This window comes from Deferrivibrio sp., assembly GCF_055117995.1.
Genome location: NZ_JBSQOT010000015.1, coordinates 1 through 15,805 on the forward strand (window position 1 = coordinate 1; position 15,805 = coordinate 15,805).

A 15,805-nucleotide genomic window follows, 5' to 3' on the forward strand; every position below is an offset into this window, starting at 1 on the left:
CAGAACTACCAATTGGCTTGAAAGGTGCTTTAAAGAGCTTAAGGACAATATCAGAATTAGGGGATATTTTCATTCTGAGGATAGTGCTAAAAAGTTTTTGTATATGTTTTTCAGTGATAAGAGTTTGAAATATCAGCAGAGGAAATTGAGGTATTCTCATATTATTGAGGAGGCCTTTAATGGATAAAATTAATTCAAGGGTGGTGACTGACACAATTAAATTGACATTACCATATTTAGATTTTACTTCATATTTTTTTTAACTTTTGTAATATACACTAAAAATTATTGAGTAGGTGATTTATGAAAATAGCTGTTATAGGTCTTGGGTATGTGGGGTTGCCACTTGCCGTGTCATTTGCAAAAAAATTTGATGTAATAGGATTTGACATAAAAAAGGAAAGAATTGAAGAGTTAAAAAGAGGCGAAGATTCTACCGGTGAGGTGAACTGTGAAGATTTAAAAAACATTTCCATAAATTTTACAGCTGACCCTGAAGATTTAAATAATGCAAATTTTTATATTGTTACTGTTCCAACACCAATAGACACTCACAATAACCCTGACTTAAAACCTGTAATAAGTGCAACCAAAACTGTTGGAAAGGTTTTGAAAAAAGGAGACTACGTTGTCTATGAGTCCACCGTTTATCCGGGCGTTACAGAAGAAATCTGTGTACCTATCCTCGAAAATGAATCAGGGCTAAAGTTTATCAAAGATTTCAAAGTTGGTTACTCTCCTGAGAGGATAAATCCGGGGGATAAAATTCATACCTTTGAAAACATCATCAAGGTTGTTTCAGGATGTGATCAGGAAAGTTTGGATTTAATAGCTGAAATTTATGGCAAGGTTGTAAAAGCAGGTATTTACAAAGCTGAGAATATAAAAGTGGCTGAAGCAGCAAAAGTTATAGAAAATACCCAGAGAGACTTGAATATTGCACTGATGAATGAGCTTGCGCTTATTTTTGATAAAATGCATATAGATACTAAAAGTGTACTTGAGGCAGCCGGCACAAAATGGAATTTTCTCAAGTTTGAGCCCGGGCTTGTCGGCGGACATTGCATAGGTGTGGACCCATATTACCTCACTTTCAAAGCCGAAGAGTTTGGCTATCACCCTCAGGTAATTTTAGCCGGTAGAAAAATAAATGATAGTATGGGAAAATTTGTCGCCGAAAAAACTGTCAAGCTCCTGATAAAAGCGGGAAAAATCGTAAAAGACTCAAAAGTGTTAATTTTAGGCTTTACTTTTAAAGAGAATGTGCCTGACATAAGAAATACAAAAATAATTGATATTTACAATGAGCTTAAAGATTACGGCATAACTGCGGATATTTTTGACCCGATAGCAGACAAAGAAGAGATTGAAAGCGAATATGGTATAAAAGCGCTAACGAAACTGGACAATTCTAAAATATATGACAGCATTATTTTGGCTGTCAAACATAATTATTTTATAGAAAATCTTCATATTTTAACCCCTTTGATTGACAAAGCTTCAGTTTTTGTTGACGTTAAGGGGGTATTAAAAGATAAAGTACCTCACAACATATTATACTGGAGATTATAAAAAAATATTTTATATTAGCAGTTACAAACAATCCCCTACAAACTTGCTATGATTTAACTTATTAATAATTAATATTTTTTTGCCCAAAAACTATTGACACTCCGTTTTTTGGTGTTATGATTTGTAGACAACAATTCATTAGGAGGTATGTATGTTTATCAAAAGTCTAAAAAGACTAACCATTTTAGCTTCTATTTTATCTTTATTTATTCTGGCAAGTTGTGCTCAAAAAACCCAGGTAAAGCCTGAGGGGGAAAAAGCTAAAGGCCCGTCTGTTATGGAGCAGGTCAAAGCAGCAGGATTTGAAATAGTCGATTATGACTATGTAAAGGCAAAAGTAGGAAATGGACTTAGAAAGTTTAATCAAGTAGTAATCATTGATGCAAGGCCGGAAAGAAAATACGACTCAGGTCACATTCCAAGTGCAATCAATATCCCTGACACAAAATTTGACAAGTTTTATCCACAGCTTGAAGAGCTTAAGGTGACTAAAGATACCGAATTAGTCGTTTACTGCGGAGGTTTTAACTGTATCAAAAGTTATAATGATGCAAAATACTTAAGAGACAAAGGCTTTAAAAATATCAAAGTCTATCTTGCCGGTGACCCTGATTGGTCTCAGAAAAATTTTATGGAAATCAGCTTTGACTATGCAAAATCATTACTTAGTAAAGGTGTGTTGTTTGTAGATGCAAGACCTGATCGAGTTTACAAAAAAGGAACAATCCCAGGGGCCATCAATATTCCTGACACTAAATTTGTAAAAGATCCAGCTCCTTATATGAGCATGTTGCCAGCCGATAAAAATGCACAGATAGTTGTATTTTGCGGTGGTTATGCCTGCGTTAAGTCACATATTGTAGCTGAGAAACTTTATGAAATGGGTTACAAAAATGTTTTGGTTTACGCTGGTGGAGAGCCTGAATGGAAAGAAAATGGGCAGCCTATACTAAAACCTGGCGAAAAAGCTCAAGTTAGTTCTTCAGAGAAAACTGCTTCTGCACCTTCTGCCATAAAGTTAGGTGCTGATGAAGGGACCGTTGACAAAGAATTCTTCAAAACTCTCATTGATGAAAGACCTGACAATATCGTAATTGTAGATGTAAGATCACCTTCTGAATTTGCTACAGGACACGTAAAAGGCGCTATCAATATTCCAGTAGATGACATGTATAAAGACTGTAACAATGTTACATCAAAGCTTCCAAAAGATAAATATGTGATCTTTATGTGTGCAAGTGGTGGACGTGCTGGAGAAATGTACTTTGGTTTAAAAGAAGATTGCAAATATCCTGAAATGAATAGATTGTTCTTCCTTGATGCCCACGTTGATTATTCAAGCGGAAAATGCGAAATTAAGTAGTCACCCCTGAAAAAATACATAACTAATTAATAATACGTTGAAAAGAATGTACTGATATGGTATAAAATTCTCAGTTAAGGTTAAAAATACAACAATAATCTGGGAGTTTTTGATGCGTCCAAAGCCTACCAATATACCGTTAGAAGAACACTTAAAGCCGATTCTTGTTAACATAATAGACTTATCTCACCCTCTGTGCAAATTGAGCCAAATAATCAACTGGGAGAAATTGGAAGAAGAATTTGGCAAACTGTACAGTGAGAAAGGTCGACCCGGTAAACCTATACGTTTGATGATAGGTTTACAATATTTGAAATATACGTACAATTTGAGTGATGAAGAGGTAGTGTATCGTTGGTTAGAGAATCCCTATTGGCAATATTTTACAGGTGAGACAGTATTTCAGACGGAGTTACCGATAGACCCTACCTCCATGACGAGATTTCGCAAACGCCTAAAAAAGGACAATTTATTAAAATTACTTGAAATAACAATAGAGACAGGTTTCAAATCTGGTTATCTAAAATCATCTGATGTTAAGAGGGTTTCTGTTGATACAACCGTTCAAGAAAAGAATATATCTTATCCTACAGACATAAAGCTTTATTATGTGATGATGAAATATTTGGTTAAATTTGCGAAAAAGAATGGGATTGAATTAAAGCAGACTTATTTACGTGTAACGAAGAGAGGGATAAGAACTCATAGTGGATTAGTTCATAGTAAAAAATATTCAAAAGCTAATAAGTTAACTTCTAAGGCTAAGACTAATATGGGTAGACTTTATAGGGATTTGGAGCGGAAATTACCTGAAGTTTTAAGGGGGAGTGAAGAGTTTAAACAGTTGACATTTTATTTTAAAAATCTTGAATCAAGAAATAAGCACAGTAAAGATAAACTCTACAGTCTTTATCATCCTGAGGTGGAATGTATTGGCAAAGGCAAGACTCATAAGAAATATGAATTTGGCAATAAGGTGGGTATAGTGAACAGTTTGACCAGGAATTTTGTTTTGGGTGTGACAAGTTTTAAGAAGAATGTTCATGACAGTAAGACTCTTGCAAAAAGTTTAGATGATGCATCTAATGTTATAGGTGACAATGAGATAAAAGAGGCACTTGTAGATTTGGGGTTTAGGGGTCACAATTACAAGGGTAACATCAAGATTACTGTAGTTCCAAGAAATTTAAAGAAATTCAGTCATTATTTCAGGCGAATATTGAAGAAAAGGGCATCTATTGAGGCGTTGATTTCTCATATTAAGAGAAACAGTCGTATGGATCGTAATTATCTCAAAGGTCATGAAGGCAATGAAGCAAATGCGATATTGTCTGGTTGTGGTCACAATTTAAGGATGCTTTTGGCATTCCTTTTATTTTTTCTTAAAAATTTATGGCAAATGATGACAAACAGTATCCAAAGAACCGAACTTTTGGGATGCAGCACATAAAATTTAGTGGTTCCATACGTAACATTTTACAAAAAGTTAAAATAAAATGTATAAAAAAAACTACAATATTTGCTCAAAAACGAATTTTTCAGGGGTGACTAAGTAACTGACATTAAAGGCAAACCTCACGGGTTGCCTTTTTTTTATTAATTTAGGAGGAAATATGAAAAAATATTTATTTATTTTGCTGTCCGTTTTATCATTTTCAGTTTGCTGCTTTGCTGATGGTTATGTTTTAAGCGAAGATTATTACAAGTCGGAACAATATTCCAAGTACAAAGCAAGAAGCGCCAGAAAGGCTAACCCACACAGTAAATTAACAGGATACACCGGAGCTTATTTTTGTGAAAAGTGTCATGAAGGCGCTATAAAAGAGGTAATGAATTCTTCCCATTACAAATGGGCAGGTCCTGTTCCGCCAAAATACCTGAAAGACAAGGATGGTAAGTATATAACAGGCAGCAAAGAAGTTGGAAAAAAATACAGGATTGGAAACTGCCCTGGTGCTTATCCTCTTGCAAACTATCTTGGTATACTTCCTGACAAAGATGGAAAAATGATAGGGATGGGATGTGGAAATTGTCATATCGGCGGTGGTTTTCCCCCTGTTGATTATGAAGTAGCTACATTTGAGCAGAGAAATGCAGTAGAGTGTCTCTATTGTCATGCAGAAGAGTATGATAAATCAAAACGAAACGTTATAAAAGTTGGTGATAAAGATGGTAACCTTATATTAAGACTTACTCAAGATATGAGTGATAAAGCTCTGCAATCTGTAGGACGCCCAACAAATGATGCATGTATGAGATGTCACTATACAGCTGGAGGAGGCCCATTATTTAAAAGAGGCGTTGATTATGCAAGCGATGTGGACGTTCATGCAGCAAAAGGGCTTATGTGCGTTGATTGTCATACCAAAAGACCAAGAACTGACCATGGAATGATAAGAGGCGCTGGCCTCAACAACTGGGCCTATGATCACTATTTTGAATCTGAGTCATGTGTAAAGTGTCATTCAGGACAAATTCACAAGGATGAAATCTACAATAAATGCAGTGCTGTTGCCTGTGTAACTTGTCACGTAGGCAAAACAGGAGGACTTGTCCATAAAGATTTTAGCCAGCTGCACCAGAGTGAAAAAAGTGGTTTCTGGCTGTTTAAAGTAGTTATAAAAGATGAACATTCTGTGCCAGTAGAGTATATGTGGTGGGATAAAACTACCAGTGAAAAGCTTACCCCTACCGGTAGCAAAAATATAAAAGGCAGCAAAATTTATCCTTTCAAAAAATATACATCAAGAATCCCTGTTGATAAAGATGGCAACAGATTACCAATCAAACTTGGCTTAGTTACTAAGGGTGGACCTGGCGAAGATAAAAACGGCAACGGAGTTGGAGATAACCTTGAAAAGGCTATATTTATAGGTGAAAAATTAGGGACTATGGCAAATGGGAAACCTGATAAACCATTCCTTCAAAAATCCTCATTTGTAGGCTTTAAGGAAGTCACAGAATATTTCTCAGTGAGTCATGGTATCCTTCCCAAAGAAAAAGCTCTGAGGTGCTCCAGTTGTCACGGTGAAAACCCAGTCATTGACTGGAACAAATTTGGCGGGAAAAACCCTGTAAGTATTACAGACAAATAATTTTTCAAAAGGGGGCTTAAGCCCCCTTTTTTATTTGCTCTAAAATTTTCATATATTCATTATAAAAGTTTTCATCTGAATAAATTCTAACATTTTTGCTATGTTTTTTTATCTTCTCTGCCAGATATATATGATTATCATATTGATAAACATTCTCGTCCTCAACCAGTTCAGGAAGTGTGCCAATATTGGAAACCACAAGAGGAACCCCGCATGCCATTATTTCCATCCCTACCCTGCAAATAGTTTCTGAGCCTACTGACGATACAACCCCTAAATCAAAGCTGTTCATTACTGCGCAAATATCTTCACGAATTCCTGTGAATCTTACAATGCTTTCAATTCCATTCTGTTTTATAACATCAATCAACTCAGTTTTCTTAATTATACTGTCAAAGCCTACAATGAATAATTTTATATTTTTAATATTTTCATTATTAAAAAGGTGAGCCACAGCTCTTATTAATACCTCATGCCCTTTTACTGGATCAAATCTCCCTACAATACCCACTACAAAATCATCTTCAGTGAAATTAAACTCATCCCTTATTTTTCCCCTCAATGTTTTATCAGGATGAAAAACTTTGGTATCTACTCCACCGTATATGACTTTAATATGATTTTCACTTATCCCCACATCCGTGAAGTAGCCTTTAATCTTTTTGCTTGTTGCCACAATCATATCACACCATTTAGAGTGGATAAATCTGTTAAATATGTCCCCAGATGGCTTTCTTTGATCACCTCTTGTGCGAATAAGTGTAAAACTTTTTGATTTAAAACGTTTATAGGCAAACCACCAAAAAAACTCTCCCCTATGACAGTTTATCACTTCAGGTTTAAAATTATTTATCAATAAATTTAGTGTTTTTATGTTTTTTAAAATTAATGCAGGACTTTTAGTATTAAGATTTAATTCACAAACCCCCAGACCATACTCTCTGGCTTTTTTGATAGGGGGTGAGCCGGGCAATCCGATCACAATCACTTCATGCCCGTGCTCTTTTAAAATACGGGACAAATTCACCGCATACCATGCCGTGGCATTATACCACCTTACATTTATAACCTGCAAAAACCTCATTAATCCACTTGCTTTCTAATATATGTAGGGATTTCATACTCCTCTTCATCAAAGTCATCCAGAGTTTTTAGCCCTCTGTCAATATTTCTAATATTTTGAACTTTTTTAATGATTTTTGAAGCTTCAGGTGTCGTATTCTTTATATATTCATCCATTTTAACGGTTTTAGGTGTCTCTTTCACCCTTCCAAGGCCAGTTGCCACCACAGTAACCTTTATCTGTCCCTGATACTTTTCATCAATTACAACCCCTTTATAAATTGCTGCATCTTCGCCGGAATTTTCATAAATGTACTGGGCTATATTCTGTATTTCATACATAGTAATATCCTGTCCGCCAGTAATGTTAATCAGTATCCCTTCAGCTCCTTTGATATTTGCATCGGCAAGAAGCGGACTCATCAGTGCCTTCTTGGCCGCCTCAATATCCCTATTTTCACCGCTTGCCTGCCCAATACCCATAAGAGCCATCCCTTTTGACTCCATTATCGCCCTGATATCGGCAAAATCCACATTAATATACCCTTCACTGTTTATGGTATCAGAAATACCCTGAACACCCTGTCTCAGAACGTCATCTGCAATTCTGAAAGCCTCTGTAAAAGATGTATTTTTGTCAATAATATCAAGCAGTCTGTCATTTGGTACTGCTATAAAAGTATCAACGTGTTCTTTTAAAAATTTCAAACCCTGCTCTGCAAACTCATTCCTTCTTTTACCTTCCCAATAAAATGGCTTTGATACAACTGCAACTGTTAAAGCGCCCATGTCTTTTGCAATACTTGCTATAACTGCAGCTGCACCTGTACCTGTACCACCACCCATACCGGCTGTCACAAAAACAAGGTCAGCTCCTCTTAAAGCATCTTCAATACTTTCAGCATCTTCAACAGCTGCCTTTCTTCCAACTTCAGGATTACCACCTGCACCAAGACCTTTGGTGAGATTTGTACCGAGCTGAATTTTAACCGGAGCAAGGTTTTTGGACAAAGCCTGTGCATCGGTATTAGCTGAGATAAACTCAACCCCTTCAATGCCAGCCTTTATCATATTGTTGATAGCATTGCCACCAGCTCCGCCAACTCCTATAACCTTTATAACCGCACCACTTGTAATACTTTCAAATTCAAACATATGCTCACCCCCATTTATTTTAGAAGAACTCACCAAACCAGCTCTTCATTCTTTTTAAGACTTGTAAAAAAACTTTTTCATCGCTACCTTTAGATATTTTAACTTGCTGATGCCCCTTTCTGGCCGCATGAATCGCCAGACCGACCCCTGTGGCATACACAGGATCATCTACCAAATCTTTTAACCCATGAACATTCAAAGGTCTCCCAACCCTCACCGGAAGCTCAAATATCGATTGAGCCAGGTATTCAATTCCTGCAAGATTTGACAACCCCCCTGTTACAACTACTCCAGCCCCCAAAAACTCCAATAACTGTTTTTTTTGAAGTTCGCCCAAAAACATTTGTAAAATCTCTTCACACCTTGCCTGCAAAATTTGTGTCAATACAGGTTTTGATATTTTGCGAGGTGGCCTGCCTCCAACTGAAGGCACATCAATAGTCTCATCCGTAGTTGTTGGAAGCCAGACAGAGCCATATTGTTTTTTAAGTTTTTCAGCTTCAGACTCAGGAGTATTAAGCCCAATAGATAAATCTCTTGTAAAATTGTTCCCACCAAGTTGCAAAACCGCTGTATGACAAACAGCCCCTCTTTTAAATACAGCCATATCTGTTGTGCCACCGCCACCATCTATCAAACAAACACCGATTTCTCTCTCATCATCTGATAATACCGCTGCACTTGATGCAAGCTGCTCAAGAACTATATCATCAACTGAAATATTTGCCCTCTCGCAACTTTTTAATATATTTTTCGCACTGCTTACAGCCCCTGTGACAATGTGCACATCTACTTCGAGCCTTATGCCATTCATCCCAATAGGGTCCTTTATCTCTGATTGGCCGTCCAGAATATACTGCTGAGGAATAACGTGTAAAACTTCACTGCCAAGTGGTATGTCAACTGCAGATGCCGATTCAATAACTCTGTCTACATCTTTAGCTGTAACTTCCCTGTTTTTTACGGCAATTATCCCCCTTGAATTAAAGCTTTTTATATGCCCCCCGGCAATCCCGGCACAAACACTTTTCACCTGCACACCGGAGACTTTTTCAGCTTCTTTCACAGCTTCAACTATAGAGTTGACCGTTGCATCAATATTTATAACAACACCCTTTCTAAGTCCAACGCTTGGAGCCTTGCCAACACCAATAACGTCAAGAGAATCATCTGCATTTTTCTTTACAATTACAGCGCATACCTTTGTAGTCCCTATATCAAGCCCTACATAAACATTATCCTGTTTCATAGCCTAACTCCATCAACATAAATTCTTTTATCTATCCTTAAATCCACATAGTTAACTTTTTTATACCTTTTAAGTATCAAGTCCATCCTTTTCATTGCATCTTCAAAAGTATCCGCATTAAATCCACATTTATATAGAATATCTTTACCCTTCATCAAGATGTATGAATCGTAAATTTCTATTTTTTCAAATGTTTTAAGATATTTGCTATCAATAAAGGAAGAAAATTTATTGAGATTGCTTTGCCAGAATTTGCCTTCTACAGAAATATTACTGATATTGGTTCTTGCCTTCAAATAGCTTCCGTCATTCAAGTAACTATAAACTACACCGTCTTTAACAAAATTAAACAAAGGTTTCTTTTCATAAATATTCAAAATCACTGTTGAAGGATAATTCCTTATAATCTCAATCCTTTCTATCCAGCTATCATTAAATTTCTCACCGTAAACATCAGATTTTATCTTAAAAATATTCTTCCCGATTATCTTTTTTGAAAACTTATCAAGTTTGTTTATATCCGCATTTGATACACCTATAATTTTGACATTTTTAACATAAAAATAAGGGCTTCTTAAAAATTCTCTGATTTCAGCATTTATATAGTAAAGTAGTGCAACCATAATTGAAATCAGTAAAACTATCTTAAAACCCCTTATAATTTTCATTTATGCAAGCTCCAGCATCTTTTCTATCAACTGTATAAAACTTAATCCTGCCTTTTTAGCTGCATTTGGCAATAAACTTGTCTCAGTCATTCCTGGACATGTATTTACCTCAAGTACATTAAAATCATTGCCATCATATATAAAGTCAACCCTTGCAGCAGAAGTGCACCCAATCACCCTGACAGCCATCAAGGAAACTTCTTTTAACCTTTCCATCTCATCTTCAGTTAAACCTGTTTCAAATATATATCCTGTCATCCCTTTTGTATATTTTGATTCATAGTCATAAAAACCTTTTTTCGGCCGTATCCATATGGGTGGAAGAACAATATCTGACAAAACACTTACAGTAAGCTCTTTACCTTGAAGGAACTCTTCAATAATAATTTTCGTGTCAAATTTCAGTGCCTCTTTTAATGCCTTATCAAATTCAATCTGGTTTTCTACAATACTGATTCCAATTGTTGAGCCTTCACGGGCCGGTTTGACAACACATTTTTTGAAAGGGATTTTTACATTATAATCCCCATCACATACCATATAATTTGCAGTAGGTATGTTGTTTGCAACAAAAACATATTTTGATAAAGCCTTATCAAATGCAACAGCACTTGCTGCAACATTCGAACCGGTATATTTTATCCCAAGACTTTCCAAAAGCCCCTGTATGGTGCCATCTTCGCCAAACCTTCCATGAAGTGCATTAAAACAAATATCAGGTTTTAACTCTATAAGCCTGCTTGCAATATTTTTATCCACATCTACCAGAACACAATTTTCATACCCGTTTTCAATTAGTGTATTATACACTGCACTTCCTGTTTTGAGAGATACTTCCCTCTCACTTGAAAAACCACCATAAAGTACTGCTATTCTTTTATTTTTCATCCTATTTCCTTTTAAAATATTCTGCCAGTTCAAAAGAAAACTTTGTAATGCTTCCTGCTCCAAAAGTCATAATTACAGATTTGTTTAAGTTTAAACCATCTATATATCTGAAAAAATCTTCATTATTTTCAAGATAAACAGCATCTTTGAATCCATGTTTTTTCATCTCTTCGACCAGCACTTTTGAATCTACCCCTTCAATTGGTGATTCACTTGCAGGATAAATATCGGTTACAAAAACCCTGTCGGCATAAAAAAATGATTTTGCAAAGTCATTCATCAAAAGCTTGGTCCTTGTGTATCTATGGGGTTGAAATATAACTATTATATTTCTATCTTCATAGGCCTCCCTTACAGCCTTTAGTGTCGCTTTTATCTCTGTGGGGTGATGACCGTAATCGTCAAAAACAACTATATCTTCAGATTCAAATCTTTTACTGAGCCTTCTTTGAACACCCTGAAAGTTTTTTATCGCTTCTTTAATCACCGATATTTCAATTGAAAATTCCAATGCCATCCCTATTGCAGCAAGCGAATTGGAAACATTATGTTCGCCAGGAAAATTCAGCTCAAATTCTCCCAGGTCTTCACCATATGCACTTACATTATAAGATGTTTTGAAGCCATTTTTTCTTATATTTGAAGCAGTAATATCTGCTTTCGAATGTATCCCGTAAGTAACTACTTTTTTATTTATCAGATGAAAAATATCTGCACAATTTTCATCATCAAGACAGATAAAATTTTTGCCATAAAATGGTACTCTGTTGGCAAATTCTGCAAAGGCATTTTTTATATCATCAAGGTCTTTATAACAATCAAGATGCTCAAGGTCTATGTTTGTAATAACCGAAAAAGTTGGATATAAAATGAGAAAAGACCTGTCACTTTCATCTGCTTCGGAAATCATAATAAGACTTTTGCCCAAACTTGCGTTGTTGTTTTCACTGTTGAGTCTCCCACCAATTACAATAGTTGGGTCAAGCTTGGCTAATTTAAAAATCTCTGCAATCATTGAAGTCGTGGTCGTTTTGCCGTGACTTCCTGCAACAACTATTGAGTATTTCATGCGCATTAATTCCGCAAGCATTTCAGCTCTTCTTATACAAGGTATATACATTTCAGTAGCAGCCAAAATCTCAGGATTGTCTTTTTTAACGGCAGATGAATAAACTACCACATCTACATTTTCCACATTCTCTTTTGAGTGGCCTTTAAATACTTTTACACCAAGCCCTTTTAATCTTTCTATATTGGCATTTTCCCCGAGGTCTGAGCCAGTAACTTCAAAGCCTAAATTTTTCACCACCTCAGCTATACCGCTCATCCCTATTCCACCAATACCAACAAAATGTATTTTTTTTACCTTTCCAAAAATCATAAATTCATCCCTTTTAAAATAATCGAAACTGAGTCTTTTAAATGTAGTTGCTTTAGTTTTGGTAAATATTTCTTCTGATAATTGTTGGAAATATCCTCCAACTTTTTTATAAGTAGGTTTTTATCCAGATTATGCTCTTCAATAATTACCCCTATTCCCTTTTCTACCGCCTCAAGCGCATTGAAATACTGATGGTTTTCAGCAGCTATTTTTAAAGGCACAAAGACGGCAGGTCTTTTGACTGTCATTATTTCAAATACCGAACCAGAACCGGCACGACTAACAATTATATCAGCCATTTCATAATACTTATCTATATCTTCAAGATAAGGTAAAACTTTTAGTTTGTTATCATTTAATATTCCCATCTGCTCATATCTGTGGGTAGTTTCATTGTAAAGCTTTTTGCCTGTCTGGTGAATTATTGAATATCCTTTATCTATCAGCTCTTTTGCACTCTCTGTCATTATACTGTTCAAAAGTCTGCTGCCCTGGCTCCCACCAATAAGCAAAATCGTTTTATTTAAAATATCTTTAGGCTCTCTTTGAAGGATATTTTTTCTTACCGGGTTTCCCGCCTGAACTATTTTACCCTTTGCTTTCAATGTCTTGTCAAAACTTACAAATACTTTCTTTGCATACTTGGCAAAAAATCTATTTGTCCTTCCCATTACAGAGTTTTGCTCATGAACATACAAATCACACCCTCTGGTAATTGCTATTATACCTGAGACTGCCGCTGCAAACCCTCCAAAAAGAATAACCTTGTCACTAACATCAAAATACCTTCTTAATCTGTAAAACTCTTTAATTATACTTGTAATTACTTTAATCTTCCCAAATATATTCTGCCCTGCAAAAGGTTTTATGCGCTGTTCAATAAAGTTAAAATTCATCTTTGTCAAAATATCCCTTTCAAGACCTCTGTCTGATACCATAAAAACAAACTCTACCCCTTTGGCCCTTAACTCTTCTGCCACAGCAATTGCAGGATAAAGATGTCCTCCTGTGCCACCACCTGCCAGAATAACTTTCATTGCAACTCCTTTACACTTCTAAGCAAAATCCCAATAGCACCAAGCTGAAAAATTAGCGCAGAACCACCATAGCTTATTAGAGGCAGTGTAATCCCTTTTGTAGGAAGCATACCAATTGCAACACCAATATGTATAATAGCCTGATAAATTATCAAAAAAGCTATCCCAAGAGTAAGAAGTCTCTTGTACCTGTCTTTATGCATAAATGCTATTTTAAAGGATATATAAAAAATGTAACAAATAAGAATTAATACGATAACTGCCCCAATAAAGCCAAATTCTTCTGCAATAATGGAATATATAAAGTCGGTATGTGCCTCAGGCAGAAAGTACAGTTTTTGTGAGCTATTGCCAAGTCCTTTACCAAAAAGCCCACCGCTCCCAACGGCAGTCAATGACTGGATAAGCTGATAGCCAACGGTATCTTTATATTCCCATGGATTTAAGAAACTTATAAATCTCATTTTTCTGTAATCACCCATCATAATAAGTGTCACAAGAATCGGAATCACCATAAAGATTGCGCCCAATATATGCATAACATTTATCCCGCCTACAAAAAGCAGTGTGAATGCAAGAAGCATCAAAAGAAAAGTTGTACCAAAATCCGGTTCAAGCATAATCAAAGATGCAAGTATACCAAGCAGTATTGAAGCAGGCAAAAAACCTCTTGAAAAGTCTTTTAATTTATCCTGCTTTTTATCAAGATAATGAGCCAGGTATAATATTGTAGTAAATTTGGCTATTTCTGAAGGTTGTAAATTTATTAACTGAAAAACAATCCATCTATGTGAGCCGTTGATTGCAGGAAACACAAATACCGCCAGCAACAAAAACAGTGTCATAAGATAAATTACAAACACTGCTTTTCGATAAAACTCAAGCGGTATTCTATACACAGCTATCATGGTCAGCACACCGATAATTGAAGCTATAAACTGCTTGAAGAAAAAATATGTTTCACTTTTTCCAATACGTAAAGCCTGCATTGAGCCGGCTGAAAAAACAAATATAAAACCTATAAGCACCAACAGAAGAGTAACGGTTATCAATTTTATCTTTTCATTTGATAAATTATCAACTCTCATCCTATCTTTTCCTTTATTTCATTTACATATTTCTTGAAATATTCCCCTCTTTCTTCAAAATTTTTGAATTGATCAAAGCTCGCACATCCCGGAGAAAAAAGGACATATTTTATATTTTCACTGTTTTGATAAGCATTCTCAACGGCATCTTTTAATGAATAAACACTTATTATTTCTGCATTTACTCTTCCTAAAAGCTGATTTTCTATCTTTGCTGCAGCTGCACCATAAAGTATTACTTTTTTAACTTTTTCATTTATAAGAGCTGCAAGCTCGCCAAAGTCCCCCCCTTTGTCATAACCACCTAAAATCAATATGCAATCTTCTTTTACTGATTTTAATGCAACCATTGTAGAGTCAACATTTGTTCCCTTGGAATCATTTATATAAATCGTTTCATTTATTGCACCCACAAATTCGCACCTATGCTCAAGCCCTGTTAGATTTTCTATTAAATGTGTCATATCACCAAAGAAATCAAACAATGAAGAAGACAGGCTTAAGGAGAAAGCAAGGTTAATTTTATTATGCCACCCATAAAGGTTAAAGTTATCAAGGCTCACGTAAAAATTTTCAAATCTTAGTTTGTTGTCCTCGAAAACAGGGAAATTTTTCAAATTTTCATCTATAAAAACTGTTGATTCGGGAAGCTTATTTACAAGACATTCACTATTTAAAGAAAATAGCTGACCTTTTGTGATGTCTTTTATTTTTATTTTTGATTTCAAATAGTTCTCAAAATTACCATACCTGTCAAAATGGTCATCTGTAACATTGGAAATGCAAGATGCATCTGCCCTGAAATATTTTATCAAATCAATCTGAAAACTGCTAAGCTCCACCACATAGACATCATACCCTTCAATAACGGCTTCACCGAAAGCAAATCCTATATTTCCGCAGGCTTTTGCTTTTACACCATAATTATTGAGTATCTGTGCGGTCAGATAAGTGATAGTGGATTTTCCATTTGTTCCCGTAACCGCTATTATTTTTGATTCTCTTTCCAGAAGATTGTACGCAAGGTCAATTTCGCTTGTTATTTTATTTTTATTTATTCCAAGATTATTGATATCAATACCTGGAGATACCACATATATGTCATACTCATCCGTAACCTTGTTAATTTCAGGAAAATCTGTTAACTTGTCGTCATATATATGGATATTGTTAATACCCATTTTTTTTAGTAATTTTTCAGCAGATTTTCCACTCTTACCATATCCTAAAATAGCAGTTTTCATATA

At 35.5% G+C, this 15,805-nt stretch carries 13 protein-coding genes and 1 pseudogene; 5 read left to right on the forward strand and 9 right to left on the reverse strand.

The window, feature by feature from the left end:
• The 5 genes and pseudogenes from ACTCAF_RS05675 to ACTCAF_RS05695 form a co-directional block, all read left to right on the forward strand.
• Positions 1-187, forward strand: a pseudogene (locus ACTCAF_RS05675) (IS256 family transposase); the annotation flags it as partial.
• A 116-nt stretch (positions 188-303) separates the two neighbouring features.
• Entirely contained in the window at positions 304-1,572 is a 1,269-nt protein-coding gene (locus ACTCAF_RS05680) for a nucleotide sugar dehydrogenase (protein WP_463062324.1), read from the forward strand.
• Between the two features lie 151 nt (positions 1,573-1,723).
• Positions 1,724-2,935 carry a sulfurtransferase gene (locus tag ACTCAF_RS05685; RefSeq protein WP_463062325.1) on the forward strand — a complete coding sequence of 404 codons (1,212 nt, stop codon included), beginning with the start codon at positions 1,724-1,726 and terminating at the stop codon, positions 2,933-2,935.
• Positions 2,936-3,047: 112 nt separating this feature from the next.
• A complete protein-coding gene (locus ACTCAF_RS05690; RefSeq protein WP_463062326.1) occupies positions 3,048-4,385 on the forward strand; it encodes an IS5 family transposase in 1,338 nt (445 codons plus the stop codon).
• Between the two features lie 163 nt (positions 4,386-4,548).
• Entirely contained in the window at positions 4,549-6,030 is a 1,482-nt protein-coding gene (locus ACTCAF_RS05695; RefSeq protein ID WP_463062327.1) for a hypothetical protein, read from the forward strand.
• A 16-nt stretch (positions 6,031-6,046) separates the two neighbouring features.
• Here the strand turns inward: ACTCAF_RS05695 and ACTCAF_RS05700 are convergent, their stop codons facing one another.
• From ACTCAF_RS05700 to murD, 9 genes are read right to left on the reverse strand one after another with little or no spacing between them, the layout of a single operon-like run.
• Positions 6,047-7,114 (reverse strand): glycosyltransferase, encoded by a 1,068-nt coding sequence (locus tag ACTCAF_RS05700; protein ID WP_463062328.1) that lies wholly within the window; start codon positions 7,112-7,114, stop codon positions 6,047-6,049.
• A complete protein-coding gene (ftsZ, locus tag ACTCAF_RS05705; protein WP_463062329.1) occupies positions 7,114-8,247 on the reverse strand; it encodes a cell division protein FtsZ in 1,134 nt (377 codons plus the stop codon). The genes ACTCAF_RS05700 and ftsZ overlap by 1 nt, the downstream gene beginning before the upstream one ends.
• Before the next feature lie 19 nt (positions 8,248-8,266).
• Positions 8,267-9,496 carry a cell division protein FtsA gene (gene ftsA / locus ACTCAF_RS05710; protein ID WP_463062330.1) on the reverse strand — a complete coding sequence of 410 codons (1,230 nt, stop codon included), beginning with the start codon at positions 9,494-9,496 and terminating at the stop codon, positions 8,267-8,269.
• The gene (locus ACTCAF_RS05715) at positions 9,493-10,164 is read right to left on the reverse strand and encodes a cell division protein FtsQ/DivIB (RefSeq protein ID WP_463062331.1); all 672 of its coding nucleotides are present in this window, start codon (positions 10,162-10,164) and stop codon (positions 9,493-9,495) included. The genes ftsA and ACTCAF_RS05715 overlap by 4 nt, the downstream gene beginning before the upstream one ends.
• Entirely contained in the window at positions 10,165-11,052 is an 888-nt protein-coding gene (locus ACTCAF_RS05720) for a D-alanine--D-alanine ligase (protein ID WP_463062332.1), read from the reverse strand.
• 1 nt (position 11,053) lies between these two features.
• The gene (gene murC / locus ACTCAF_RS05725) at positions 11,054-12,430 is read right to left on the reverse strand and encodes a UDP-N-acetylmuramate--L-alanine ligase (protein WP_463062365.1); all 1,377 of its coding nucleotides are present in this window, start codon (positions 12,428-12,430) and stop codon (positions 11,054-11,056) included.
• The gene (murG, locus tag ACTCAF_RS05730) at positions 12,430-13,470 is read right to left on the reverse strand and encodes an undecaprenyldiphospho-muramoylpentapeptide beta-N-acetylglucosaminyltransferase (protein WP_463062333.1); all 1,041 of its coding nucleotides are present in this window, start codon (positions 13,468-13,470) and stop codon (positions 12,430-12,432) included. Before murG ends, murC begins: the two co-directional genes overlap by 1 nt.
• Positions 13,467-14,558, reverse strand: coding sequence for a putative lipid II flippase FtsW (ftsW, locus tag ACTCAF_RS05735; protein ID WP_463062334.1), 1,092 nt, complete (start codon positions 14,556-14,558; stop codon positions 13,467-13,469). Before ftsW ends, murG begins: the two co-directional genes overlap by 4 nt.
• The gene (gene murD, locus ACTCAF_RS05740; protein WP_463062335.1) at positions 14,555-15,802 is read right to left on the reverse strand and encodes a UDP-N-acetylmuramoyl-L-alanine--D-glutamate ligase; all 1,248 of its coding nucleotides are present in this window, start codon (positions 15,800-15,802) and stop codon (positions 14,555-14,557) included. Before murD ends, ftsW begins: the two co-directional genes overlap by 4 nt.
• Positions 15,803-15,805: the final 3 nt, after the last annotated feature.